At 57.0% G+C, this 24,748-nt stretch carries 18 protein-coding genes and 4 tRNA genes; 7 read left to right on the forward strand and 15 right to left on the reverse strand.

The features are described from left to right. Window positions 1-38 precede the first annotated feature (38 nt). The 5 genes from ACEE09_RS00695 to ACEE09_RS00715 form a co-directional block, all read right to left on the reverse strand. Window positions 39-110 (reverse strand) — tRNA-Thr (locus tag ACEE09_RS00695). 1 nt (window position 111) lies between these two features. Next, a tRNA-Met gene (locus ACEE09_RS00700) sits at window positions 112-185 on the reverse strand. A 29-nt stretch (window positions 186-214) separates the two neighbouring features. Next, window positions 215-286: transfer RNA gene (locus ACEE09_RS00705), tRNA-Thr, on the reverse strand. Between the two features lie 81 nt (window positions 287-367). After that, entirely contained in the window at window positions 368-2,335 is a 1,968-nt protein-coding gene (locus tag ACEE09_RS00710) for a DEAD/DEAH box helicase (protein WP_449081156.1), read from the reverse strand. 343 nt (window positions 2,336-2,678) lie between these two features. After that, complete coding sequence (locus ACEE09_RS00715; RefSeq protein WP_449081158.1) at window positions 2,679-4,283, reverse strand: DUF2079 domain-containing protein; 1,605 nt, start codon at window positions 4,281-4,283, stop codon at window positions 2,679-2,681. Window positions 4,284-4,422: 139 nt separating this feature from the next. On the opposite strand from ACEE09_RS00715, the gene ACEE09_RS00720 reads away from it, so the two are divergent. Further along, window positions 4,423-5,418, forward strand: coding sequence for a DNA-3-methyladenine glycosylase family protein (locus tag ACEE09_RS00720; RefSeq protein WP_449081160.1), 996 nt, complete (start codon window positions 4,423-4,425; stop codon window positions 5,416-5,418). 70 nt (window positions 5,419-5,488) lie between these two features. Here ACEE09_RS00720 and ACEE09_RS00725 read toward each other — a convergent pair whose 3' ends face one another. The 3 genes from ACEE09_RS00725 to ACEE09_RS00735 form a co-directional block, all read right to left on the reverse strand. Beyond that, window positions 5,489-5,869, reverse strand: a complete 381-nt coding sequence (locus ACEE09_RS00725; protein WP_449081162.1) for a thioredoxin family protein — start codon at window positions 5,867-5,869, stop codon at window positions 5,489-5,491. A 123-nt stretch (window positions 5,870-5,992) separates the two neighbouring features. Continuing rightward, window positions 5,993-6,074 (reverse strand) — tRNA-Tyr (locus ACEE09_RS00730). A 167-nt stretch (window positions 6,075-6,241) separates the two neighbouring features. Continuing rightward, entirely contained in the window at window positions 6,242-6,652 is a 411-nt protein-coding gene (locus ACEE09_RS00735; protein ID WP_449081164.1) for a hypothetical protein, read from the reverse strand. Window positions 6,653-6,831: 179 nt separating this feature from the next. On the opposite strand from ACEE09_RS00735, the gene ACEE09_RS00740 reads away from it, so the two are divergent. After that, the gene (locus tag ACEE09_RS00740; RefSeq protein ID WP_449081165.1) at window positions 6,832-7,323 is read left to right on the forward strand and encodes a YajQ family cyclic di-GMP-binding protein; all 492 of its coding nucleotides are present in this window, start codon (window positions 6,832-6,834) and stop codon (window positions 7,321-7,323) included. A gap of 128 nt (window positions 7,324-7,451) precedes the next feature. On the opposite strand, the gene htpX is transcribed toward ACEE09_RS00740, so the two are convergent. Both htpX and ACEE09_RS00750 read right to left on the reverse strand, forming a co-directional pair. Further along, a complete protein-coding gene (gene htpX, locus ACEE09_RS00745) occupies window positions 7,452-8,345 on the reverse strand; it encodes a zinc metalloprotease HtpX (protein WP_449081167.1) in 894 nt (297 codons plus the stop codon). 132 nt (window positions 8,346-8,477) lie between these two features. Next, on the reverse strand, window positions 8,478-11,783 hold the full coding sequence (locus ACEE09_RS00750; protein ID WP_449081169.1) for a sigma-70 family RNA polymerase sigma factor: 3,306 nt from the start codon (window positions 11,781-11,783) through the stop codon (window positions 8,478-8,480). Window positions 11,784-12,471: 688 nt separating this feature from the next. On the opposite strand from ACEE09_RS00750, the gene ACEE09_RS00755 reads away from it, so the two are divergent. Beyond that, on the forward strand, window positions 12,472-13,020 hold the full coding sequence (locus ACEE09_RS00755; protein WP_449081336.1) for a Fur family transcriptional regulator: 549 nt from the start codon (window positions 12,472-12,474) through the stop codon (window positions 13,018-13,020). An 86-nt stretch (window positions 13,021-13,106) separates the two neighbouring features. Next, a complete protein-coding gene (locus ACEE09_RS00760) occupies window positions 13,107-14,609 on the forward strand; it encodes a catalase (protein WP_449081171.1) in 1,503 nt (500 codons plus the stop codon). Between the two features lie 125 nt (window positions 14,610-14,734). Here ACEE09_RS00760 and ACEE09_RS00765 read toward each other — a convergent pair whose 3' ends face one another. Both ACEE09_RS00765 and ACEE09_RS00770 read right to left on the reverse strand, forming a co-directional pair. Continuing rightward, window positions 14,735-17,191, reverse strand: a complete 2,457-nt coding sequence (locus ACEE09_RS00765) for an MMPL family transporter (protein ID WP_449081172.1) — start codon at window positions 17,189-17,191, stop codon at window positions 14,735-14,737. Window positions 17,192-17,219: 28 nt separating this feature from the next. Beyond that, window positions 17,220-18,524 carry an SseB family protein gene (locus ACEE09_RS00770; RefSeq protein WP_449081174.1) on the reverse strand — a complete coding sequence of 435 codons (1,305 nt, stop codon included), beginning with the start codon at window positions 18,522-18,524 and terminating at the stop codon, window positions 17,220-17,222. A gap of 242 nt (window positions 18,525-18,766) precedes the next feature. On the opposite strand from ACEE09_RS00770, the gene ACEE09_RS00775 reads away from it, so the two are divergent. Then, window positions 18,767-20,161 (forward strand): DUF6882 domain-containing protein, encoded by a 1,395-nt coding sequence (locus ACEE09_RS00775; protein ID WP_449081176.1) that lies wholly within the window; start codon window positions 18,767-18,769, stop codon window positions 20,159-20,161. 168 nt (window positions 20,162-20,329) lie between these two features. Next, entirely contained in the window at window positions 20,330-21,298 is a 969-nt protein-coding gene (rarD, locus tag ACEE09_RS00780) for an EamA family transporter RarD (protein ID WP_449081178.1), read from the forward strand. 84 nt (window positions 21,299-21,382) lie between these two features. On the opposite strand, the gene ACEE09_RS00785 is transcribed toward rarD, so the two are convergent. The 3 genes from ACEE09_RS00785 to ACEE09_RS00795 all read right to left on the reverse strand — a co-directional run bounded on the left by ACEE09_RS00785 (window position 21,383) and on the right by ACEE09_RS00795 (window position 23,880). Continuing rightward, window positions 21,383-22,144 carry an amino acid ABC transporter ATP-binding protein gene (locus ACEE09_RS00785; RefSeq protein WP_449081180.1) on the reverse strand — a complete coding sequence of 254 codons (762 nt, stop codon included), beginning with the start codon at window positions 22,142-22,144 and terminating at the stop codon, window positions 21,383-21,385. Window positions 22,145-22,174: 30 nt separating this feature from the next. Continuing rightward, entirely contained in the window at window positions 22,175-22,969 is a 795-nt protein-coding gene (locus ACEE09_RS00790; RefSeq protein ID WP_449081181.1) for an amino acid ABC transporter permease, read from the reverse strand. A gap of 140 nt (window positions 22,970-23,109) precedes the next feature. After that, window positions 23,110-23,880 (reverse strand): ABC transporter substrate-binding protein, encoded by a 771-nt coding sequence (locus ACEE09_RS00795; protein ID WP_449081183.1) that lies wholly within the window; start codon window positions 23,878-23,880, stop codon window positions 23,110-23,112. 158 nt (window positions 23,881-24,038) lie between these two features. Between ACEE09_RS00795 and ACEE09_RS00800 the strand changes: the two genes are divergently transcribed. Next, window positions 24,039-24,737, forward strand: a complete 699-nt coding sequence (locus ACEE09_RS00800; protein WP_449081185.1) for a demethylmenaquinone methyltransferase — start codon at window positions 24,039-24,041, stop codon at window positions 24,735-24,737. Window positions 24,738-24,748: the final 11 nt, after the last annotated feature.

Genomic DNA, 24,748 nt, shown 5'->3' on the forward strand with positions numbered 1-24,748 from the left:
AAAAAACCTGCCAAGCGCATAGCTTGACAGGTTAACTGAGCCCCGACCGGGAATCGATCCCGGGACCTCCATCTTACCAAGATGGCGCTCTACCACTGAGCTATCGGGGCGTAGCGGTGGACGGGCTCGATCCGTCGACCTCACGATTATGAGTCGTGCGCTCTAACCAGCTGAGCTACACCGCCATGTATGAACTTGTTTGGGCTCATACAAGAGCCCCGACCGGGAATCGATCCCGGGACCTCCATCTTACCAAGATGGCGCTCTACCACTGAGCTATCGGGGCAACAGATACTAGCTTACGGTACAACATTCAGTAGACGCAAATCTAGAACCTGCTTTTAATGGGTGTTCTATAGCACAGGCCCTAGAACTTCTTGCGGCCCTTCTTCTTGCCGCCAAAACCACGATCATCACGGTCAAACTTCTTCTTACCGCCAAAACCACGGTCGCCAAAACCACGATCACGGTCATCACGGTTGAACTTCTTACCGCCAAAGTCCTTCTTACCAAAGCCACGGTCATCACGGTCGAACCGGCGTCCGCCCCCGCCACCCTTAGGGCCACGGTCACGCTTGATGTTGATGAACTCACCAGCTACCTGAGTATCGCGCAGGCGGTCAAAGAAGTCACCGGGCAGCTCAGCTTCAGGCAGAGAAACAATGGTGAAGTGCTGACGGATATCAATGGCGCCAACCTGCTTACCCTTAATGCCGCCTTCGTTAGTGAGGGCACCAACAATAGCTGCCGGTGAGACATGTGAAGAGCGGCCCACGTTGAGCTTGTAGTCAACCATGCCTTCTTCAGCATGACGGCGACCGCCACGGGGCTTGTCATCACGGTCAAAGTCGCGGTCACGGTCACGGTCGCGCTTTTTACTCTTAGGCTCAGGCATTTCTTCGGCTAAGAAGGGGCGACCCTGCTGGGCGATAACAGCCAAAGCTGCCGCGATCTCTTCGCCTTCAATATCGTGTTCGTTAGCGTAAGCATCGATGAGTTCACGGAAGAAGCTGAGATCTTCAGTTTCGATGGTGTTAGTAATCTGCTGGGCGAACTTCTGCTTGCGGTTGCTGTTCACATCCTCAACAGTGGGCATGTGCATCTGCTCAACCTGCTGGCGGGTAGCCTTCTCAATCTGACGCAGCATGTACTTCTCACGCGGGGTCATAAAGAGGATAGCCTCACCTGCGCGGCCTGCACGGCCGGTACGGCCAATACGGTGCACGTAGGACTCAGTATCGTGAGGAATATCGAAGTTGACCACCAGGGAGATACGCTCAACGTCAAGGCCACGGGCGGCAACGTCAGTTGCAACCAGGATGTCAATGCGGCCAGCACGCAGGGCTTCAACGGTACGCTCACGCTGGTTCTGGGGGATATCACCGTTGATAGCAGCAGCCTGGTAGCCGCGGGCCTTGAGCTTATCGGCAACCTCTTCGGTTTCCTTCTTGGTGCGCACGAAGGCAATAATGCCGTCGTAGTCTTCGACCTCAAGCACACGGGTCATAGCCTCAAGCTTATGAGAGTGCATAACCTGCATGTAACGCTGACGAATGTTAGCGCTAGTGGTGGTCTTTGACTTAACGCGAACCTCAGCAGGGTTGTTAAGGTACTGCTCAGCGATCTTGCGGATGGTCTTAGGCATGGTTGCTGAGAACAGGGCGACCTGCTTGGAATCAGGGGTATCAGCCAGAATCTGCTCTACATCTTCAGCAAAGCCCATGCGCAGCATTTCGTCTGCTTCATCAAGAACCAGGTACTGCAGGTTAGAAAGGTCCAAGGAGCCCTTTTTCAGGTGGTCAATGACGCGGCCGGGGGTACCGACAACGACCTGAGCACCGCGCTTAAGACCAGCTAACTGGGGGCCATAGGGTGAGCCACCGTAGACAGGTAGCACAGTGAAGTCAGGCATATCGGCAGCATAGGAGGAGAAAGCCTCAGCTACCTGCAGAGCCAGCTCACGAGTGGGAGCCAGCACCAGTACCTGGGTGTCCTTGGAGACACCATTAATGTCAGCCAGTTCTGCCATGGTCGACAGGGCAGGCAGGGCAAAGGCTGCGGTCTTACCGGTACCGGTCTGAGCCAGGCCAACGACGTCGCGGCCTTCAAGCAGCAGGGGAATAGTTTCAGCCTGGATGGGTGAGGGCTTCTCGTAGCCGACCCGTTCAAGGGCAGCTAGGACGCGAGCGTCCAGGCCTAGGTCGGTGAAGCGGACGCCACCGTCCTCGTCCTTTTCTACCTTCTGGGTGGGGGTATCTACAACAGGTTCCTGGAAGATGGCCTCGGTTGTGGTCTCTGCGTTAACAGCAGTGTTTTCAGTCAATGTTGTCCTCATCGAGTGGGGTTTCAGCACTCTCAATAAGTGGAGGTGCTGTACGGGGTGTCCCCGTGGAATGCTCGCGAGGGGCCTCAAAAAATTAGAGGTCTTCGGTTCGTGGGCGCTGGCTATCAAAAGGGGTTGCGCGCTTGGGCGAGCTGATTACACATCAGGTTCTCTAGTCGAAGGTTCAACGGTCTGCTTAGCCTAAGTATGTTCGTTGAACGCGCGTGGCCCTGTGGTTGTCTGCCAGTAGCGGGCGTGGGCGCTGAAGAGAAATGGTCGGGGGTTCCCGAGTCTTACGTTTTCAACTCTACCCTAGTTTGGCCGTTTTGAACCCCGGTGGTGATAGAGGGTACAGCTAGTGGGTGCGCACAGCAATGTCGATGGTGCCAATGGTGCGGTAGTGCACATAGGTGGCACTCCCGTAGCGGCCGGTGGCGTAGTCTACGGCACTAGCTGGTGGGTTACCGCCCCAGGCGTTACCACGCAAATCAATCAGCACGTAGTCGGGGCCAGGCTCCCCAGAGTGGCCAATCCAATAAGCGGTATGATTCGGCACCAGGTAGGTGAGCACAGATAGGTCAGCAGCCACAGTGGCCCCCGGTGGGATAGCGGCCACAGCCTCAGCCTTCATCTGGTCTGAGGCGGAAAGTTCAGCAGTGACGAAGCTAGGGTTACTGAGCTGGGCGAGCGGCTGGTTCGGCAGCAGGCACACACTGACGATAAGAGCCAGCGCAGGTAGAACCGCCGGGGCCCGGTGACGCAGTGCGGCCCTTACCCTGTGAATTGTGTGCCCACCGGGGGCCTTTTTCTGTTGGTGGGCAGGTAGGCGGGTGCGGGCACGAGCCCGAGCCAGAACATCGAGTAAGGCAGCGAAGATCATGGGCATGAGCACCAGGTTGTAATGCCAGGTGGGTTCCCAGTAGCCCTCTTGGGGCGAGAGAAAACGCCACATCAGGGTGGGGGCAGCAATCAAGGCAAGGGGGCTAGCCGTCCAGGCCAGGACGCCTGTGAGCAAGAGCAGCCCCACAGTGGTGGCTTTTTGCCAGGGGTAAAAAAGCTGGGCGAAGGCGCCGAGGGGGTCCCCAATGGCTGCGGCGATGTCGAGTTTATCGGAGTAGTCAAAGACTCCCCCGGTATTGAAATAAGGCAGAATAAGGCCAACGGCAAGCAGAGGCCACATCAGGCCCCAGAGCATGAGCAGGCTAGCTTCAGCCACAGCGGGAGTTCTCACCCAGGAGCGCAAGAGGGCGCGAACCCGCTCACAACCGGAGGGCACCTGGGCGGACGCCGAGGGGAAGGCAATCTTGGTGGCCGTTGAGACCCAGCCGGTGCGGGCCAGAATCACCAAGCCGATGACCAGAACCGTGATACCAATGTCCTCTTTGACAAAGACGAGAGGGGCTGCCCAATAAACCGAGCGGCGCAAGAGGGGCGCGGGGGTGCCCGTCAGGCGGCTCAAGGCCAGGTAGCCCAGGCTCATCACGAGTAAGGGCAGGGCAAAAGCAACCTCATGAAACTGTACAGATACCGCCTGCTGGATGCCAAAGCTCAGGGCATAGGCAAGGCCAAGAGCCAGGGCCGCCCACAGGGCCAGAACCCGCTGGGCAAAACGCACCAGCAGATACACAGAGAGCGCCACCAGCCCGTTTTGCACATAAAGCAGTGTGGCTGGGGAAGGCCAGAGCCAATAGAAGGGGGCCAGTAGCACGGTAACAGGGTGGAAGTGATCGCCTAAGAGGTTGAATCCTTCCCCCTTAATGGGCACAATCGGCGCCTGGCCTGAGGCGTAGGCCTTGGCTAGCTGCGAGAAAATCCCCAAATCCCAGGAGGGCACCACGTAGTGCCGCCACTGCAACCAGGAGTAGAGACTATACAGGGCAAAGACAAGTACAGCGAGGGTTGCTGCGCTGATACGCGCCCTGATCAGGTGGGATTCTGCAGGCAGTAGGGGGGAGCTCATGCGCCTTCTTCATCTACGGTAGGGGTCTGCCACGGGGCTACCGTGGCTCTTGTACGAGTATAAACAGCCCACAGTATTTCTGCCCCGAAGATACAGTGTTTCTGCCAGAAGGTAGGGCAGATATGAGACTATGGTGAGCATGTTGCAAGCGCATTTTGTTCTGGAGCCAACCCACCGACTGCATCTGGGCCAGACTTTTGCCACCGTGCAACGAGGCACCTGTGACCCCCTCTTCCGCCAGGTTCCTGGGCCTTGTGGCCCCGTTTTTTGGGCGACAGCCCGAGAAGCTGGGGTGGGTCTTATCCTTCGTTTTGCCAGGACGTACCCCACCGACCTGCGCGCCCCAGTTGAGGTGACGCTCTGGGCAGGTCAAGCAGTAGGCGGTGCGGCACCGGTGCTTGCCGTAGAGTCTTTTGCTGCCCGTGTGCCCGGTTGGCTCGGTGAGCAGGACCGGTGGAGTAGTTTCTATAGGTCAGCGGCTTGGGAGAGACTACCCGGCCGGCTTGCCCAGGCTCGTGCTGAGGCCCCGGGGTTGAGGCTACCTGCTGTGGGTTTGCTGTCGCAGAATATTCTGTTGGCTGTTACTGAGCAGAGGGTTACCGGTATTGAGGCTATGGGAGGTATGCGGGCTTTACTGCGCCGGTATGGGGAGCCTGCTCCTGATACGGGTTACTCTGATCAGCCGCCGGGGCTGGTGATTTTTCCGCCGGCGTCCGTTTTTGCTCAGGTTCCTGATTGGGCTTATCACCGGGCAGGTTTTGATCGTTCCCGTTCCCAGGCCATGGTGAATTATGCCCGCCGTGCTGAATCTTTTGAACGGTTTGCTGCTGACCATCAGGTCAGTGAACTTGCTCAGGCTCTGTATTCGGTTCCCGGTATCGGGCCTTGGACTATCGCAGAAACCTTGCAACGTTACTGTGGGCACCCCGATGCTATTAGTGTGGGCGACTACCATCTTGCTCACCACGTCACTTACGCTTTTGATGGTGCACGTGGTGATGATGCCCGTATGGTGCAGCTATTGGCGCCTTTTGCTGGGCACCGGCAGCGGGTTGTGGCTCTTATTAAGGCCGCAGGTATGAGTGAGCCCCGCCGGGGCCCTCGCTATGCTCCGCAGGATATGCGCTCTTTTTAGAAGCCTTCTCAAAGCGTAGTCGCCCTTCCCGGTAGGGGAAGGGCGACTATATAGGGAAGTTTGGTAGGGGTTAGTCCTGTTCGGGCTGGGCGGTTTCTGCCTCAGCAACCTGCTTGTGGACCTCTGCCATGTCTAGGTTCTTCACAGCGTCGATAATCTGGTCGAACTGCTGGGCGTTGAGTGCACCAGGCTGGGAGAAGACCAGGACGCCCTCGCGGAAGCCCATAACGGTGGGGATAGAGGTGATGCCTGCTGCGGCGGCTAGCTGCTGCTGATCCTCGGTGTCTACCTTGCCGAACGTAATATCGGGGTACTTTTCAGAAGCAGCTTCAAAGATGGGGCCAAACTGTTTGCAGGGGCCGCACCAGTCTGCCCAGAAGTCGAGGAAGAGAATATCTGAGTTCTCTACCTTCTGGGTCAGGTTTTCCTGAGTAATTTCAATGGTTGCCATGGGGAACACGCTACCGGTTTTGGTGGGGCTTGTCTAAAGACTGTGGCGGGTTTCTCTGATAATGAAGAGACCTCTTGGTGGGCACAAAAAAATCCCGCCTCGTGTGAGGCGGGATTTTCGCTGTGGCAGATGAGGGATTTGAACCCCCGTAGGCAATGCCAGCTGATTTACAGTCAGCCCCCTTTGGCCGCTCGGGTAATCTGCCGTATTCAATTTCTTGAATGTGTTCGTTTGAGCGAACAGTAGAATACTTTACACACTTTCCTACAGCTTGCCAACTTGAGAACAGCTTTTGTTGCTAAGACCACTTAAAGGTCTGGTTAAAGCATGGGGCCGACGCCCTGAGTTTAAGGACGTCGGCCGTAGCTTAGATTATGTAGAAGGAGAACTTACCGCTAGAGCTTCTTGCTCTAACAGAAGTGATATTTCAAGATTTTCTAGATATGCGTAGGCCTGTTGAGGGGTGCACATGCCTCCGCGGATTTCGCGGGCAAGGTTTTCTTTCACGCCCTCAAATCTAGCGACCAGTCCTGCATCACGCAGGTTCTGGCCCAGCTCACCAGCAAAATCTCGGATGTGGTGAGCCTGGGGTGAATCATCACCCTCTGTATGTTCAGCGCTGGCGGCCACAAAACCGTCCGTCGCTAAATCTGCAAGAAGAGCCTCATAGGCTCGTTGCATGGTCTCGTCAGTTACAGCTAGTACCTGTTGCGCTGCCGGAGTGGTTCCTGAGTCGGGCTGTAGGCCGACTGCAGCGTGGGCAGCTGATTTCTTCTCAGCCATACCTTCATCCTTCCAAACCAAAATGAACTTTAGCTGAGAAAGGAGTCACAGTTTCATAACGATTGCGATAACCTGCATAGCCCCTATAAAACAAGGTACCGTTGTAGATAAGGCCCACTCCCCCACCCCGGGGCTCAGGGCAAGAGTCACATATCTACACGTAGAAGAGGTAACCACCCGTGGCAAGCGATTCATCATTCGACGTTGTCTCAAAAGTCGACAAGCAAGAAGTATCCAACGCCCTCAACCAGGCTCAAAAGGAAGTAGCCCAGCGCTACGACTTCCGCGGTGTCGACGCCGACATCGATTTCTCCGGCGAGAAAATCCTCATCAAGGCCAACTCTGAAGAGCGCGCGCTGGCAGTGCTCGACGTTTTCCAGTCAAAGCTGGTCAAGCGCGGCATCTCCCTCAAATCCCTGGATTCAGGGGACCCCTACGCCTCAGGTAAGGAGTACCGCATCGAGTCCTCCATCAAGGAAGGCATCGCCCAGGACCAGGCCAAAAAAATCTCCAAGCTCATTCGCGAAGAAGGCCCCAAGTCCGTCAAGGCCACCATCCAGGGTGATGAGCTGCGCGTTACCTCCAAGTCTCGCGATGACCTGCAGGACGTTATCGCCCTGCTCAAAGGCGCTGACCTTGAGGTTGACCTACAGTTCGTCAACTACCGTTAGGCAGTTAGCCGGTTGCAGGCGTCCGCCCAATCAATAAAAGATGCTCCCCACAGGTTGATTCTGTGGGGAGCACTTCTTTTACCTGCACAAATTTGTACGGTCAACTTTCGGTCATTGTGACCTAAACTTTATAGCTGGCCGCTCTGCCGAGCCATATTTTCCAACCGGGCAATACGATCAGCCATAGGCGGGTGAGTAGCCATCAGATTCTTCATCGACCCGCCACCACGAAAAGGGTTAGCAATCATCATCGACGCAGCCCCGGCAGTCTGCCGATTCTCAGGGTTCATAGGGTAACGAGAGACCCCATTTTCTAGCTTGTGCAAGGCGGACGCCAACGCCAAAGGGTCACCGGTGAGACGGGCACCGTCCTCATCAGCATCATACTCACGGGTACGACTAATAGCCATCTGCATGACCGCTGAAGCAAGAGGCGCAAGGAAAGCAATGAGCAGGGTAAAGATGAGGCCCCCACCCCGATTCTCGTCACGATTACCACCGAACATAGCACCAAAAGTAGCGAACTGGGCGATAGTGCCGATAACAGAGGCGATAGCAGCCGCAATAGAACCGGTGAGAATATCACGGTTATAAACATGCATGAGCTCATGGCCAATCACACCGCGCATCTCACGCTCATCAAGCAGCTGCAAAATACCCTCAGTACAACAGACCGCAGCGTTCTGAGGGTTACGGCCAGTTGCGAAAGCATTGGGGGTCATAGTCGGAGCTACATAGAGCCTGGGCATGGGCTGATTAGCCTGAGCAGAAAGCTCCTCAACAATAGCGTAAAGCCCCGGAACCTGCTCCCGGGTGACGGGGTAGGCCCTCATAGAACGAATAGCGAGCTTATCGGAATTCCAGTAGGTGTACGCTACTGTGCCCACACCAATCAAACCAAAAATCAGGATGAAAATGGAGCTGCGGGTGAAGTAGGCAAGCCCCGCCCCAATAAGGAGAAGAAAACCAACCATTGACCCAAGCAGCAAGACCGTTTTGAGCCCATTGTTATGACTGTGCATGGACGATTCCTTTCAGTGCGAATTCTTCTTGTTGATTTTAGGTGACCAAGGTGTAAGGACGCTGGCATATAGCTGGGTAGCCTAATACAGCAGATGCCTACCGGCGCGGGTAAGGCCGGTAGGCATCACTGATTAGAAACAGATCACTCTTTGGACCTTACCTATTTCAAAGTGCGCTTCGATAAGGGACTTCGCGTAAGGCGACTTGATGATGCGCTGCGGCAGATAGGTTAGAAAACCGGAGGCACGGGTAGCACCTGTTGCATCACTGTCGAGGAAGGTAACCCAGCATCTATGGTTTCCATGGCCAGGGCGACCGATTTTATCCCACGGCACGGTTGCCATGAACTGGTAGTAATCATCAGTACCGACCCAGGAGCGCACATCTGGTCCAGTTGGGTCAGAGGGAGTCTCTGGGGTTCCATACACGACCACATTATCCGGGGTAGCGCCTTCGGCAGGGTCAACCGGGGTTTCCGGCTCCACAGGCGCGGCAGGGTCAACCGGAGCTTCAGGCTCCTCGGGCGTAGCCGGGTCAACAGGAGCAATCGGGGTTTCCGGTTCCACGGGTGCAGCAGGATCAACCGGTTCCGCAGGAGCTTCAGGCTCAACGGGTACGACCGGGTCAGCAGGAGTTTCCGGTCCCACGGGCGCGGCAGGGTCAACAGGAACAACCGGGGCTTCCGGTTCCACGGGCGCGGCAGGGTCAACCGGGTCAGCAGGAGCAATCGGGGTTTCCGGCTCAACCGGCTCTACAGGAGCTTCAGGCTCCACGGGCGTAGCAGGATTAACCGGGGTTTCTGGTTCCACGGGTGCAACCGGCTCCGCAGGGCTAACCGGCTCTACAGGAACTTCTGGCTCAACCGGAACAACAGGAGCTTCAGGCTCCACAGGTGTAGCCGGGTCAACTGGCTCAATCGGGGTTGCCGGTTCCACGGGCGCAGCCGGGTCAACAGGAGCAACCGGCTCTACAGGAGCTTCAGGCTCAACAGGAGTAACAGGCTCGACCGGTTCCGCAGGAGTCTCGGGCTCCACGGGTGTAGCCGGGTCAACAGGCTCAACCGGGGTTTCCGGTTCCACGGGTGAAACCGGAGCTTCAGGCTCCACAGGAGTTTCCGGCTCAACGGGAACAACAGGCTCAACCGGCTCTACAGGAGCTTCAGGCTCCACAGGAGTAACAGGCTCGACCGGCTCGACAGGAGCTTCGGGCCCCACAGGAGCAACCGGAGTTTCCGGTTCCGTAGGAGCTTCAGGCTCCACAGGTGTAGCCGGGTCAACTGGCTCAATCGGGGTTGCCGGTTCCACGGGTGCAACCGGAGCTTCAGGCTCGACAGGAGCAATCGGGGTTTCTGGTTCCACGGGCGCAGCCGGGTCAACTGGCTCAATCGGGGTTGCCGGTTCCACAGGCGCGGCAGGGTCAACCGGTTCCGCAGGAGCTTCAGGCTCAACGGGAACAACAGGATCAACCGGCTCTACAGGAGTTTCCGGCTCAACGGGAACAACAGGATTAACCGGCTCTACAGGAACTTCTGGCTCGACCGGCTCTACAGGAGCTTCGGGCTCCACAGGCGCTACAGGGTCAACCGGCTCTGCAGGAGCTTCAGGCTCTACGGGTGTAGCCGGGTCAACCGGAACAACAGGAGCAATCGGGGTTTCCGGCTCAACCGGCTCTGCAGGAGCTTCAGGCTCAACGGGTACGACCGGGTCAGCAGGGGTTGCCGGTTCCACAGGCGCGGCAGGGTCAACCGGTTCCGCAGGAGCTTCAGGCTCAACGGGAACAACAGGAGCTTCTGGCTCCACAGGAGCAACCGGAGTTTCCGGTTCCGCAGGAGCTTCAGGCTCAACGGGAACAACAGGATTAACCGGCTCTACAGGAACTTCTGGCTCTGCAGGAGCTTCAGGCTCCACGGGTACGACCGGGTCAGCAGGGGATACTGGAAATAATGAATCTACCGGGATTGTAGGGCTTATAGGAGCAGCAGGCAAGGCAGAATTGGCAGGTGAATCAGGGGCAAGAGAGTCAGCTGATAAATCTGGGATAGAGATAGCAACAGGAACCGGCACAGCAAGAGGTTCTGCGGAGGACGCCGCGTCCTCGCCCTGCGATACGAGGGATGCCTCAGTGCCCGACGCGGTGGGAGCAGCCTCTACGCTCGTGTCTAGGGGGACGGTGACACCACTCTGGTCAGCGTCAGCGAGCTGCGGGACAGCATTTTCCGGGCCCACAGCCTGCGCTAAAGAGTTTGATGAGACATCGTGATTAGGGTTGTTACTCCCCTGCTCTGAAGAAGGCCCATCAACAGCCACAGAAGAACGCAAAGTTTCAGCAGGCATACCGCCCGAAACCTTCTGAGGCTCGTTCACCAGGCTATCGGTAAGCCCAGCTTCTTCTTCACTTGCCTCAGCTTTAGGGGTCTGTAATTGGGAGTCGGCACTAATAACCGCCGAACCTGTCGATGAATTATTGACGAGAGCCATACCACCAGCAACCGCGCCAAGCGCAGTCACCACAGCGGCAGCACCAATCATAGCCTGACTACTGGAGGCCCAGCGTCCGCCCCCCGCACCCGAGAAGAGGCCGCCCTGGGTGCTAACACCGGCAGCAAGGCCACTTGTCACACCACCGGCAAGGAAGGGCAACAAAATCTTTGAACCATCAGTGACAAGGGGCGTCAAGCCAGCCAGCACGGGGAATACCCACACGCGCATAGACTTATTGATACCGGCCAGGGTCAGATACTCAGAGGTGCAATAGGGGCAGACCGACAGGTGCAGACGAAGAGCTTCACTACGTTTTTTGGTCAGAGATCCGCGCACCATAGAGCTCAGGTGAGGTGAATAATGTGCGCACTCATCAGTCTTAGGGGCATTCTGGTGGGCCCGCAAAAAGCCTTCGCGCAGACTCTCTCGGGCGCGAGTCGCCAGAGCCGAAACAGCGTTAGCAGAAAGATTCATGGTCTGAGCGACTTCACGAGGCTTTTTATCTTCAACCTCAGTCATCCAAAGCACCGTCTGCCAGCGCTCAGGCAGACCAGTGAAAGCACTCACCAGCTCATCTGATGCGTGTAATTTCAAGACCGAATCATCCAGTGAACCCATTGATTCCAGGTGCTCTTTTTCACTGGGAATCTCTTTTTGAGCAATAAGCCCGTTTTCAGCTGCCAGGTGGGCCAAGGTAGTTGCCAGGTAACCACCCATAAAAGTTCGGGGGCCCTTACCGTTTTTAAGAGCCTGAAGCACACGCACAAAAGCCTCTGAAACGATATCTTCTGAGAGAGTGTTATTAGAGGTGTGCTGGTAAGCGATGGCACGAGCCATAGACACGTAACGTTCATACAGAATGCCGAACGAATCGAGCTTGCCTTCGCGGACGTCCGAGAGCAGGAGCTCGTCAGTGGGGCCGCCAGTAGCTGGTTGCGCGGTGTTGTGTGAATGCATGAAAATCCCTGAGTTTATGCGAGTCGCCCCTAGCTAGAGTGGTGGGGCATTGTATTAGTCTATCGGGATTGAGCGAAGCGTGCAGTAATTTGTGGAAAGGACAACAGCAGCCCGACTCCTTACACAACAAAAGAGTCGGGCCAAGTTGCCCCTAGTGGCAAAGCAATGTAAGCCTTTCCTACAGCGCAGGGCCCGCGAACGGCCCTGTGCAATGGTTGCAGCTGGATGGGTGATGTGCAGAGCCGCTCGATAAAATCCAGCAGCGGCGACCCTGCACCCCTAACACATCACAGCGCTAGCTCCTTAAGCATCGGATTGCTTTCCCTAGTTCCGATGTAAGGTGCCCTTGCGCTCGTCGAATCCCCACGATTGACGGGCACAATTTATTCCCTTATTCCCTTCCCTGCTTCCCAGGGCAGTTCGGGGGTGATGTACCACCAAGCCGATCATGAAAACCGGTGGGCACACCCGACAGTTTTGCGCTGTCATAAGTAAAGAGTCGCCTAGGCCTGTTTTATGACGCGAAAACCGAAAATTTTTTAAAAAACTTTTTAGCCCCCCCCATTAGGCTGAGGCTATATGCCTGCCTTGGGCTTCCTCACTAAGAATTTAGCCTAGCCAATCTTGTAGCTTTACCCAGCCTGACCTTATTGTGACAGACTCAAAATAAGGATAGTATAGTGACATGATGTCAACAAGGAATGTCCTCGGGGTCAGCGGTTGCGGCCACATTCCCGGCAGCACCACCACCCCATCCAGTGTTCACCAAGAAGCCTGGTCAGCCCAGCTCCGATCCAAGGGCCGCCGCGTCACCAAACAGCGCCTAGCAGTGCTAGCAGCAGTACACGATAACCCCCATTCGACCGCAGACGCCATCGTCACAGCCGTCCGTCAAGAACTACCGGGTATCACCGTACAGTCGGTGTACGTCATCCTTACCGACCTCACCGACATCAACATGCTCCGCAAATTCGAACCACCGGAATCAGCAGGACTCTACGAAACCCGCACCGGCGACAACCACCACCACGCCTACTGCATCCGCTGCGGCACAGTCGAAGATGTGGATTGCGCCATCGGAGCTGCACCCTGCCTAACCCCCAACGATTTCCACGGCATGGCACTGCTCAGCGCCGATGTACTCTACCGAGGCATCTGCGCAAACTGCCAAAACGCCGAAGAAAAAGAAGTGGCCCTCGCCCAGCAAACAGCCGCCAACCAGGCACTCACAAGCTAAGGAAGAGCGTCATCACCCCTGCCGGTCACCTAGCATTAGCCCTAGAAACCAGCAGAAAACAACCCTCACACAGGAAAGTAGGAAAAATGAACAACCCGATTAAGCCCGGTTCATTTACCACCACAGCCCAAGGTGCCCCCGTCGCCTCAGACAACGACTCCCTGACCGTAGGCAACGACGGCCCCGTCGTCCTACACGACGCCTACACCGTAGAAAAACTAGCCCAGTTCAACCGCGAGCGCGTGCCCGAACGCGTCGTCCACGCTAAGGGTACTGGTGCATTCGGTGTCTTCGAGACCACCGAAGACGTCTCCCAGTACACCCGTGCTGCCCTCTTCCAGCCCGGTGTATCCACCGACATGCTCATCCGTTTCTCCACCGTTGCCGGTGAACAGGGCTCCCCCGACACCTGGCGCGACCCCCGCGGTTTCGCCATCAAGTTCTATACCACCGAAGGTAACTACGACCTAGTCGGTAACAACACTCCCATCTTCTTCATCCGCGACGCTATCAAGTTCCCCGACTTTATCCGCTCGCAGAAGCGCCTGCCGGGCAACGGCCTGCGCAACAACGACATGCAGTGGGACTTCTGGAGCCTACGCACCGAATCAGCCCACCAGGTTACCTGGCTCATGGGTGACCGCGGTATCCCTGCAACCTTGCGCCACATGGACGGCTTCGGCTCCCACACCTACCAGTGGATCAACGCCGAAGGCGAGCGTTTCTGGGTCAAGTACCACTTCCGCACCGACCAGGGTAACGACTTCCTGACCGGTGACGAGGCAGCCCGCATTGCCGGTGACAACGCCGACTACCACCGTCAGGACCTCTACGAAGCCATCGAGCGCGGCGACTTCCCCTCCTGGACCCTCTACGTTCAGGTCATGCCCTACGAAGACGCTAAGACCTACCGCTTCAACCCCTTCGACCTGACCAAGGTCTGGCCTCACGGGGACTACCCGCTCATCAAGGTCGGTAAGATGACCCTGAACAAGAACCCCGAGAACTTCTTCGCCCAGATTGAGCAGGCAGCCTTCTCCCCCTCCAACTTCGTTCCCGGTATCTCAGCTTCCCCGGATAAGATGCTCCTGGGCCGCATCTTCTCTTACCCGGATGCTCACCGCTACCGTATTGGCACCAACTTTGCTGACCTGCCCGTCAACTACGCTAAGAACGCTGAAGTCAACAGCTACAGCAAGGAAGGCGCTATGCGCTACACCTTCAACAGCGCAGACACCCCCGTCTATGCCCCCAACTCCTTCGGTGGCCCGCACGCTGACCCCGAGCGCGCCCATGAGGGTTCTTGGGAGGCAGATGGCGCGCTGGTTCGTGCCGCTGCTACCTTGCACGCTGAGGACGATGACTTCGGTCAGGCCCGCGCCCTCTACGCTGATGTGATGGACGATGCCGCTAAGGCCCGTCTGGTTGAGAACATTGCCGGTCACGTCGGTACTGTTGTCTCAGATGAGATTCGTGAGCGTGCCTTCAAGTACTGGGATTCAGTGCACGAAGAGCTAGGTGCCCGCGTACGTGAGGCCTACAAGCACAACAATGAGAAGAGTGACGAGCCCACTCCCCAGACCACCTAGAGTCTGCGGTAGGGCCTAGCCTTTACTGATATAAGCCGCCCCTGGCGTCCTGATGTTCAGGACGTTGGGGGCGGCTTTATGTGTGGTGAGCAGGTTACTGGTGGGGTTGGTTCTGCCCTGGTGTTTTATCCAGCGATATGACGGGGGGCGTCTTCTTCGTCGTGTTCTTTCTTGCCGAAAGGCCACCACCAGGCTGCTTCATCGAGCAGGTACATGGTGGCGGGGATGAAGGTGGTACGGATGAGGAAGGCGTCCATGGCTACGCCTAGTGCAAGGGCAAAGCCGATGGGGCGCACTGCGGTGAGGTGGGAGAAGATGAACCCGGCGAAGACTGCAACCATGATAATGCCGCAGGCAGTTACCACTGTTCCGCCTTGCTTATAGCCTAGGACCACTGCGTCCCCTGCGGTGTGGCCCTTACGGTGGGCATCTCGCATGCCGGAGACGATGAAGATTTGGTAGTCCACTGATAGCCCAAAGAGGATGCCGATGAGCAAGATGGGCAGGAAGGCCAGGATGGGCCCTGGTTGGGTTACACCGAAGATCTCAGCTAGCCAGCCCCACTGGTAGACGGCTACAACGGCGCCAAAGGCGGCCAAGGTGGAAAGCAGGAAGCCGATGGTGGCCATGACGGGCACGATGATGGAGCGGAAGACAAAGGCCATGAGCACCAGGCAGAGAACAATAACTACACCCAGGTAGAGGGGGATGGAGCTTGAGATGCGCTCTGAAATCTCGATATTAGCTACCGTGGAGCCGGTCAAACCGATGTGGGTTGCTGTAGCTTTTTCGGTGGCCTCAAGCTTATCGTTCATGGAGTGAACGGTAGCTAGGGTACTTTCTGCTGAAGGCCCTTCTGTAGGGAAGAAGGCCAAGATGGCTGTGGCCTTGTCGTCGCTTGTTGCAACGATAGCTACACTTTCGATTTTGTTGTTTTTGAGACGGTCGGCCACATCAAGGGCGACCTCGCGTAGACGGGCTTCGTCGTGGGGGACGGCCAGGGTAACTCCGGCGATAATGGGCCCGTTGACGCCTTCACCGAACTTCTCAGAGATTGTTTGGTAGGCCTGGTAGGAGGTTGAGTCGCTGGCTTGGTAGGAGCCATCGGGTAAGCCCAGACGAAGGGAGGTGGTGGGGATGATGGCCAGCACCAGAACGGCTACCGCGATGAGGGTCATGATGAAGGGGTGGCGGGTAACGAACCCACCCCAGCCCTTGTAGGCTGTCTCGATTTCGGCGAGGGCTTCACGGCGGTTACGGGGCACCCGGATTTCTTGGGTGCGGGCCTGGTGGCGTTCGGTGATCTCTTTTCGCTGGGTGCGGGTGAGTAGGCGGGTGCCCAGTAGACCCAGGACAGCTGGAACCAAGGTGAGAGATGAGGCCACTACCAGGGCTACGGAGAAGGCTCCTGCTAAGCCCATGACTGCCAGGAAGGGCAGGCCAGTCAGGCAGAGGGCTGAGAGGGCGATGATGTTGGTCATGCCGGCAAAGAGTACGGAGTGTCCCGCTGTGGAGTTGGCGGTGCCAGCAGCATCGAGCACGCTGGCGCCGTTTCGTAGTTCTTCGCGGAAGCGGTAGAGAATCAGCAGGGCGTAATCGATGCCCACGCCTAGGCCTAGCATGAGGGCGAGGACGGGGTCGGTGGCGGTCATACCGATAAAGGCGGTGCTGGTGTAGACCAGGGCCACTGCGGTTCCTGCACCAATTAGAGCCAGGACGAGGGGAAGGCCCGCAGCTACTACTGCGCGCAGAGTGATGAGTAGGACGATGAAGGCTACAGCCAGGCCGATAATTTCTGAGATGCCGAAGACGTCACTGACGTCCTGGTCGAGTTCGTAGCTGTAGTTGACGGTCAGGCCGGTGTCTTTGAGCGTGTCGAAGGTGCTAAAGACGTCTTCGCGTACAGAAGTAGGGAGGGAGTTGGTGTCTTGGGTAAAAGCGATGGTGACGATAGCTGCGGTGCCGTCATCGCTGACCATGGTGGTCTCCCCTGCCGCGGTGAGTTCCCGCTGGGCAGCATTGACCTTATCTTGGTTTGCGCTCAGGGTGGTGCGGGCCTCAGCGAGGGCTGTTTCTTGGGCTGGTATTTCAGGAGCGATAGCAGCGATTTCATCGTTGCTTAGCCCCTCGGGAAGGGCAGCTTTGGCGGCCTCTAGCTGAGCTTGGCCCTCATCGATTTGTGCTTTGGCTTGAACCAGCTGGGCCTGAGCCTCTTCTAGTTGACTAGCCCCCTGGGTTGCCTTTTCTTCGGCGACAAAGGGGTTGATGGAGCCAGCTACTTCAGGTAGCGCGTCAATAGTGGTCAGGGCCTGGTCAAGGGCCTGTTTGTGGGTGTCGTTGAAGCCCTGGTCGGACTCTAGTACCACATAACCATTGGATACACCGTTGTGGGGGATTTTAGTTTGCAAATCTTCCCGCACAGCCTCGAAGGAGGCTCCAGGCATGGTGTAGCTGGCGGTGGCACCGCGCGCTAAGGTCAGGGCCCCCACTCCGGCTAAGGTCAGAAGCACCAGCCACAGCACAATAGTGGAGCGGGCATGGCGAGCAGCAGCAAGGCCGAGAGTGTGCAGGGCACCGGTCATAAGGAACTCCTGGATAAAAGACGGGGGTTTATTGTGATTCTACTACTGAAATGAGCTGGCGTACTTGCTCCATCGGCAAGGTAGCGTGCGGGGCTAGAGCATTAATACGCACAGCACCACTGTTGCCAGCGGCAAAGAGTTTGAGGGTATCTAGGGCAGGTGCACTTCGTACAACGAGGCTGGGGTCAAGGGCCGCAACTTCAGCTGCTGTTGTAAAGACCAAGGCGATGTTCTCTTCGTCATCATCTGTTTTAAGGACGACGGGGTGCCCGACCGTGTCATCGGGGCGTACCCCCAGCAGAAGCACTGAGGCAGGGGCGGTCAGGGCCATGAGCAGATCGTGCATGTTTTCTTCTAGCAGTGCACGCTGGGCGGGCATATTGTGCGGTGACCCGATAACCCACTGAATCTGGGCTTTTTCGATAAAACACTCGTGGTCGCTACCGGGGTCTAGCACCAGCACGTCGATAGAGTCATCGTGAGCTACCTGCAAGAAAACCTTCATGGCGTGCTCTACCACCAGGCGGGGGTTAGGTTCCTTAAGCACCTGAGCTGAATACCTTTGGGCAGGTTCGCTACCTGTGTAAGCAGTTAGCGCCCTCATACCGTTAGCCAGGCGTAATACCTGATAGTTCAGTTGAGCAGGCCCCTGAGTGTTAGAAGCGCTCTGAGTGATATCCATGATGAGATTACCGGCCTGGGCGGTACGAACAACATTAGCTAGGGACTGCTCGCTCCTGGCAGCAGCGAAGCTCGCTAAGGCCTCCGTCAGGTAGGGGTTAACGGGGCCGACTGGCAGCTGACCTTCCTTACCGGTCTCTGCGAAACCTGTGCCCCGGCGTCCTGCCAAACGCACAGCCGCCCACTCAGGAATGTACTGCTCATCGCGAGGGAAAGACTCAAAGTGTGAGCGAATATCACGGGCACTTAGACGGCCTTCACCGTTCCAGTCCACCGGCTCATGCGCCCGGTCGTAGGACGCCCCAATCTGGTACTGGGGGTCAGGCCAGTCACTTGCAGTAATGACCACTGAGGCAGTAAACCAGGTTCCCTCACCTTCTATGAAAGAAGCATGTTGCAGCTGCTCAATGGCCGGCAGTACCGGGCTATCAGGCTTAATGGGGCCCACGCTGCCTACATGGTCCTGATCATCACGGGATTCGGTAATACGCACAAAAACAGTTTCAGACAGGGGCTTGATATCGAGTACCAGCTCATTCCAGCCAGCTTCAACCTTGACCGTGCCCAGCATCCAGCTACCGATGGTATTCAGGGCATCTTGCACCATAGCGGGGCGTTCGATCTCGGAGTAACGGGGCGAAGAAAGCGACATACTGTTCCTGAAGGTTGGGATGAAGCAGACCCTACCGGCCTCACCACGGGGTAGAGCCAAAGGGCGCAAGTTATCTACCCTATTAAACCAAGAAACTACCCGCACTGGGGCGCAGCACCCCCGCCGGGGCACTGGGTGATTTTTACCTAGTTTCCTCAAGGTCACTGAATATAACAGAAATTCAAGCGCTCATTACGATAAAAAGGTGCGTGAGCCCCTCAAGAGTTGCTAGCCTTGAGCGTATGACTACTACACTGCAGGATCTGATTGACGATTCAATCTTTATCTCCACCGAGTACCAGGCCCGCCTTGCTGAAATCAGCGACGGCGCAGAATGGACGGTGGATTTCTCTGCACCGTCATTCACCCTCCAGTCTGATGCTTCCGTAAGCCTCACCCCCTACCTCTTAGGCACCGAATCCGAGAACCGCGGTTCCTGGATCTGGTCCTGGCAGGAGCTCGGTCACTTCCCCGACCGCGTCGTTTCGGCAGCAATCCAGGCGCGTGAAGGCGGAGCGAAGCACCACATCTCTGAGCTCACCACCGATGAGCTCCCCCTCGACCCCGCCCTGGCCCGCAAGCTGACCCTAGCTTCTAAGGCCCTCACCGGCATCTACGCCCACTACCCGGTCACCGCCGGGGCCGGCGTCCGCGCTTGGATTTTGCTCGATGGCAGCCAGCTTGAGCTTGAGGCCCCCACCGTTAACCGCATGGGCCAGGTCATGGCCCAGGCCCTCCAGACCGGCACCGCAGTAAACCACCTACGCGCCGTAGATTCCTACGCCAAGCTGCGCGGTGCCCACATTGCCTGGGACACCGAAGCAACCGCCGTCATTACTGCTTCGGACGGTGCCCTACGCCTCTGGTTCGATCAGGGCAAGATTTCAGGTATTGAGGCTGCTGAGCCTCAAGCCGGTGCGGACGAACTAGCCCGCCTGGGCCTGACCGCCCGCAACCTGCGTGAGCAGCTTGCTTCTGAACGTCAGGGCATCGAAGCTGTCGCCGCACAGGAGGCCGCAGACCAGATCGCAGCCCGCGAAGAAGCAGCCCGCACACAGGCTGAAGAAGCTGCTCGTGAAGATGAGGCCCGCGCTGAGGCCGCCCGCGCAGCCGAGGCTGAAGCCCTCGCCGCAGAACAGGCAGCCCTCGAAGCTCGCGAGGCTGAAATTACTGCCGCCCAAGAGCGTGCCGCCGCCCAAGCTGCTGAGGCTGAGCGTCGCCAGAAGGAAGCCGCCGAGCAGGCAGCTCGTGAAGAAGAAGTCGAAGGTACCATCACCACCGACCGGGTCTACCCCAACGCCGAGCAGCCCTACGACCGCGAACCTACCGAAAATGCTCGCCCGGGCCGCGTCACCACCAGCACTATTGCTGATAAAGACATCGTGCGTGAAGAACCCGCCCAGGTAGAAGAGCCCAAGGCTGGTTCCCTCGCCGCAGAGCGCACCCTGGAAGAGACTGAACAGGTCGAGCAGGGCACTGCTGACCAGCAGAAGGTTGAAGAGACCGCCCGCCCTGCCTCAGATATCCGCCTGGCTGGCCAGGCCCCTGACCTTGAAGCTGAGCGTGCAGAAGCTGCAAGCAAGCCCAAGACTAAGGACGAGAAGAAGGGCTTCTTCAGCCGTTTCTTCGGCCTCTAAATTCTCACAAGAGCACCCCTGCAGTGGCTACCTGGCACCAGCTAGGTAGCCACTGCCGTCTCAGGAGTAAGCTTGAGAAAGAGAAAACGCCCTAGGCGCCCCCTACCCCAGGAGCCTCCTAGCTGCTAGCGCTCCTAGGCATACCAAAAGAAAACGAGGAAGACACCGGTGAGCACAGTCAAAAACGAGCAAGTAACCGGCGGCCTCTACGCCTTTTCCTGCTATCTCATCTGGGGGCTCTTCCCCCTCTACTTCATGCTGACAGCCCCAGCCAGCCCCCTAGAGATTGTGGCTGGCCGAGTGCTCTTCTCACTCATCTTCTGCCTGCTTCTGCTCTCCCTCACCCAACAGCTCAAAAAACTAAAGGCCCTACTGGGCAACCTGCGGCAGGTGGGCCTACTACTGGTCGCCAGCCTACTCATTTTTGGTAACTGGCTCCTCTACATCATTGCAACCACCAACAATAACGTCATGGAAGCATCCCTGGGCTACTATATCAACCCCATCGTTTCTGTAGCCCTCGGCGTCATCTTCTTAGGCGAACGCCTACGCACCCTTCAATGGGCCGGCATCGGCCTTGCGATACTAGCAGTCTTAGTGATGGTAATCTTCTACGGCTCAGTACCCTGGCTGGGGCTGGGGATGGCCTTCACCTTTGGCTTCTACGGGCTGGTGAAGAAACAGGTAGGGGCAATCCCAGCCCTCGTATCTTTGAGCGTGGAAACCCTACTACTAGCCCCACTAGCGGCAGTGCTCATGTGGCACTTTGCTCAGAGCGGCCGCCTCACTCTTCTCTCAGAAGGCCCAGCGCATTTCTGGATTCTGGCAGCAAGCGGTATCATCACAGCAGTGCCCCTACTGCTCTTTGCAGGAGCCGCCGCGCGCATCCCCCTCACCGTCCTAGGTATGGTGCAGTATGTTGGCCCTACTCTCCAGTTCCTCCTAGCCCTCTTCGTCACCCAAGAACACCTCTCAGCCGGCCGCTGGGCTGGTTTTGTGCTGGTCTGGGTAGCGGCAGCCTTCTTCATCACCGACTCGTTGCTCACCCAGCGTAAGGGCCCGGGCCAGCGTCCGCCCGCTGTGGTACCTTCCCCCGATACCAATACCGGCATGCTCCCCCAGATAAAACCCAACTAGACCCTACCCACACCAGATAAAAGCAGCACAGGCTCACCTTCAGCGGGCCTGTGCTGCTTTTTATTCTCGTTTGAGGTAGACCCCTTACTGGGCGGTGGGGTTAAGCACGCGAGAGAGGAAAAGCTGAGTACGCTCATGCTGGGGGTTGCCAATCACAGCGTCAGCGGGGCCCTCCTCGACGACGACCCCGCCGTCCATGAAGACCACGCGGTCAGCTACATCGCGGGCAAAGGCCATCTCGTGGGTCACCACAATCATGGTCATACCTTCGGCAGCGAGCTGACGCATAATAGAGAGCACATCGCCCACAGTCTCAGGGTCCAGGGCACTGGTGGGCTCATCAAAGAGCATGAGGGAAGGGTCCATCGAAAGTGCACGGGCAATAGCCACACGCTGCTGCTGACCACCTGAAAGCTGATCCGGGTGGCGGGCGGCCTTATCGGCCAGGCCAACCTTTTCAAGATGGGCCAGGGCAATCTTCTGGGCCTCTTCCTTAGAACGCTTCAAGACCTTCACCTGGGCAACCGTGCAGTTTTCCAGCACGGTCAGGTGAGGGAAGAGGTTGAACTGCTGAAAGACCATGCCCACGGTACGGCGCATAGCATCAATATTTACATCAGGGTCAGTAACAGAGTGCCCGGCCACCTCAATGCTGCCGGAGTTAGGGGTCTCTAGCAGATTGACACAGCGGAGCAGGGTCGATTTGCCTGACCCGGAAGGGCCAACCAGGCACACTACCTGGCCGGGGGCTACCGACATGTTAATACCTTTAAGTACTTCTACTTCACCGTAGGACTTATGCAGGTTGGTGATGGTGACGGAGGCAAGTGCGATCTGAGAAGTCATAGCTGGTTCTTCCTGGGGTAGGTGGGGGCGTTACTTACGGGAGCGGGCCTTGGCACGCTTTTCGAAGCGGCGGGCAAGGAAGCCCAGCGGGACGGTAATCAGCAGGTAGCAGGCACCTGCCAACACGAGCGGGGTAAGGCCAGCACCGGAACCTGAGATCCCTTCACGGCCGAACTTAGTCAGCTCGTACTGGGCCACAGACATGCCCAGCAGGTAGACCAGGGAGGAGTCCTTAGTCAGCAGAATAATCTCGTTGGTCAGCGGGGGAAGCACGATACGGAAGGCCTGGGGAATAATAACAGTGACCATGGCCCGGGTGTGGCTCATGCCCAGTGACCGGGCAGCCTCGTACTGACCCTTGGGCACAGCCTCTAGGCCAGCACGCAGCACCTCACCAATGTAAGCTGCTGCGACCATACCCAGGGCCAGCATGACAGTGACGTAGTTATTCAGACGCAGACCAAAAGCCAGGGGAATACCGTAACCAAAAGCGATAAAAACCAGCAGGGCAGGCAAGCCGCGGAAAAGTTCAATGTAGAGAGAAGCCAACCAACGGTAGGGAGCAACCGATGAAATCTTCATCAGGGCCAAGAGAATACCGCCGCTTAGGCCTACCACGAAGCCTAGAGCCGTGTAAATCAGGGTGTTCTTCAGGGCAACTGTGATGATGTTGGGGAACTGCTGAACAATAATCTCAGGGTTGAAGACCTTATCGCGCAAGGTTCCCCAGTCAGCGACAAGGATAACGACGAGGGCGATAATAGCCAACAGCGCGTACTGGGCATAGCGGGCATAGGTTTGTTTCTGCCGGGTCGATAGTGCCATGGGTGGTCTTCCTTCTTGTCCCGGCTGCCCGGGAGCGTATCGGCGTAGGAGGGGAGATATACGGGTGGGGGTAGGCTGCGTTAACGCTAGCCTACCCCCATTGGTGAGCTTGGGTTTATGCTAATACCCCTTGCCCTAGATTACTGGGATACGCCCAGGTACTTTTTGCGTAGGTCTGCCAGGCGACCGTCCTCTTCCATCTTCTGGAGGGTGCCGTTAGCAGAATCAAGCAGGGCAGTATTCTCTGTAGCTACAGCACCAGCGATCTGTTCGCCGGTCTCAATTTCCTGCACCACAGTGAGGGAAGAATCAGAGGTCAGCATGGCAGAAAGGACGGTGATGTTACCGACGATGGCATCGACCTGGCCGGTCTGTACTGCCTGAAGGAGCAGGCCACTGTCTTCGTACTGGATGGTGTTAGCGCCAGCGTCCTGGGCGTACTTCTCGCCGCTGGTTGCCTGCTGAACACCAATGTTGCGGCCAGCCAAATCAGCGTCGCCCTTGATAGTGGAACCAGCAGGAACCAGAATTGCCAGGTTGTCATCGACGTAGGAGTCGGTGAAGTTCATAACGGTCTTGCGCTCATCGGTAATGGTGATACCAGAAAGAGCAATATCGCACTGCTTGGAGGAAAGAGCTACACCTGACTGGATACCCTCAAAACTGGTGGTAAACATGATGGGCTCTACACCCAAATCTTCTGCGATAGCTGCGGCGATGTCGGCATCCAGACCAACAATTTTGCCGTTTTCTTCATACTCGAAAGGAGCGTAGGGCGGGTTAGTGCAGACGGTGAGCTTACCCTCTGAAATCAGGGAAACACCTGATTCGGTGGTGGTGCCGGTGCCGGAAGAACCGCAAGCAGTGAGCATCAGGGCAACTGCGGCGAGCGCGAAGGGGGCCTTCTTCATGGGTGTACCTCGTATCAAGACGGTGGGGGTGCGATGTGCTTTGAGCTATATTCTGCCCCGGCATACGTATAAATGCAATCTTATGCATGACTATTCATTATGAATTTTTGGGCGCCTCAAAGGTGAGCTTTAATGACAAACATGACAAAATAGGCAGGGTGAACCGAGCAGACCTTAACAAAAAGACCAGCGACATCTCTTCCATGTTCGATCAGGTAGCTGAACGCTACGACCTGATGAACGGCATCATGTCTTTGGGTCAACACATCTACTGGCGTAAAGAGACTGTGGCCGCGGTCGATGCCCGCCCTGGCCAGAAGGTGCTGGATGTTGCAGCCGGTACTGGCACTTCGTCTGAACCTTTCGCTGACGCCGGTGTTAAGGTAATCGCCGCAGACCTCTCTGAGGGCATGCTGGCGGTTGGCCGACGCCGCCGCCCTGATATTGAGTTTGTGCAGGCAGACGTCACTCATCTGCCTTTTGCAGATGAAGAATTTGATGCTGTCACTATGAGCTACGGTTTGCGTAACGTAGCTGATTACCCCCGGGCTCTGCGTGAGCTCTACCGGGTGACCAAGCCGGGCGGACGCATCGTCATTAACGAGTTCTCCACTCCCACTTTCGCTCCTTTTCGAGCTATCTACCGCAACTATATTATGAAGCTGATTCCGCCTATTGCGCGTAAGATCTCTTCAAACCCCGAAAGCTATGAGTACCTGGCTGAATCTATTCTTAGCTGGCCTACTCAGGAGGAACTGGCTGGCCACTTTACTGAAGCTGGCTGGCAGGGAGTGCAGTATAAGAATCTGACCGGCGGTATTGTAGCTTTGCACCGTGCTTATAAGCCTGAGCAGTAACCCGGTAGACT

The organism is Rothia sp. 88186D007BW (assembly GCF_053544215.1).

What these genes read in the sequence shown, in the direction of transcription:
- ACEE09_RS00710 (WP_449081156.1), bottom strand. Translation starts at nt 2,335, where the DNA reads ATGAGGACAACATTGACTGAAAACACTGCTGTTAACGCAGAGACCACA.
- ACEE09_RS00715 (WP_449081158.1), bottom strand. Translation starts at nt 4,283, where the DNA reads ATGAGCTCCCCCCTACTGCCTGCAGAATCCCACCTGATCAGGGCGCGT.
- ACEE09_RS00720 (WP_449081160.1), top strand. Translation starts at nt 4,423, where the DNA reads ATGTTGCAAGCGCATTTTGTTCTGGAGCCAACCCACCGACTGCATCTG.
- ACEE09_RS00725 (WP_449081162.1), bottom strand. Translation starts at nt 5,869, where the DNA reads ATGGCAACCATTGAAATTACTCAGGAAAACCTGACCCAGAAGGTAGAG.
- ACEE09_RS00735 (WP_449081164.1), bottom strand. Translation starts at nt 6,652, where the DNA reads ATGGCTGAGAAGAAATCAGCTGCCCACGCTGCAGTCGGCCTACAGCCC.
- htpX (WP_449081167.1), bottom strand. Translation starts at nt 8,345, where the DNA reads ATGCACAGTCATAACAATGGGCTCAAAACGGTCTTGCTGCTTGGGTCA.
- ACEE09_RS00750 (WP_449081169.1), bottom strand. Translation starts at nt 11,783, where the DNA reads ATGCATTCACACAACACCGCGCAACCAGCTACTGGCGGCCCCACTGAC.
- ACEE09_RS00755 (WP_449081336.1), top strand. Translation starts at nt 12,472, where the DNA reads ATGTCAACAAGGAATGTCCTCGGGGTCAGCGGTTGCGGCCACATTCCC.
- ACEE09_RS00760 (WP_449081171.1), top strand. Translation starts at nt 13,107, where the DNA reads ATGAACAACCCGATTAAGCCCGGTTCATTTACCACCACAGCCCAAGGT.
- ACEE09_RS00765 (WP_449081172.1), bottom strand. Translation starts at nt 17,191, where the DNA reads ATGACCGGTGCCCTGCACACTCTCGGCCTTGCTGCTGCTCGCCATGCC.
- ACEE09_RS00770 (WP_449081174.1), bottom strand. Translation starts at nt 18,524, where the DNA reads ATGTCGCTTTCTTCGCCCCGTTACTCCGAGATCGAACGCCCCGCTATG.
- ACEE09_RS00775 (WP_449081176.1), top strand. Translation starts at nt 18,767, where the DNA reads ATGACTACTACACTGCAGGATCTGATTGACGATTCAATCTTTATCTCC.
- ACEE09_RS00785 (WP_449081180.1), bottom strand. Translation starts at nt 22,144, where the DNA reads ATGACTTCTCAGATCGCACTTGCCTCCGTCACCATCACCAACCTGCAT.
- ACEE09_RS00790 (WP_449081181.1), bottom strand. Translation starts at nt 22,969, where the DNA reads ATGGCACTATCGACCCGGCAGAAACAAACCTATGCCCGCTATGCCCAG.
- ACEE09_RS00795 (WP_449081183.1), bottom strand. Translation starts at nt 23,880, where the DNA reads ATGAAGAAGGCCCCCTTCGCGCTCGCCGCAGTTGCCCTGATGCTCACT.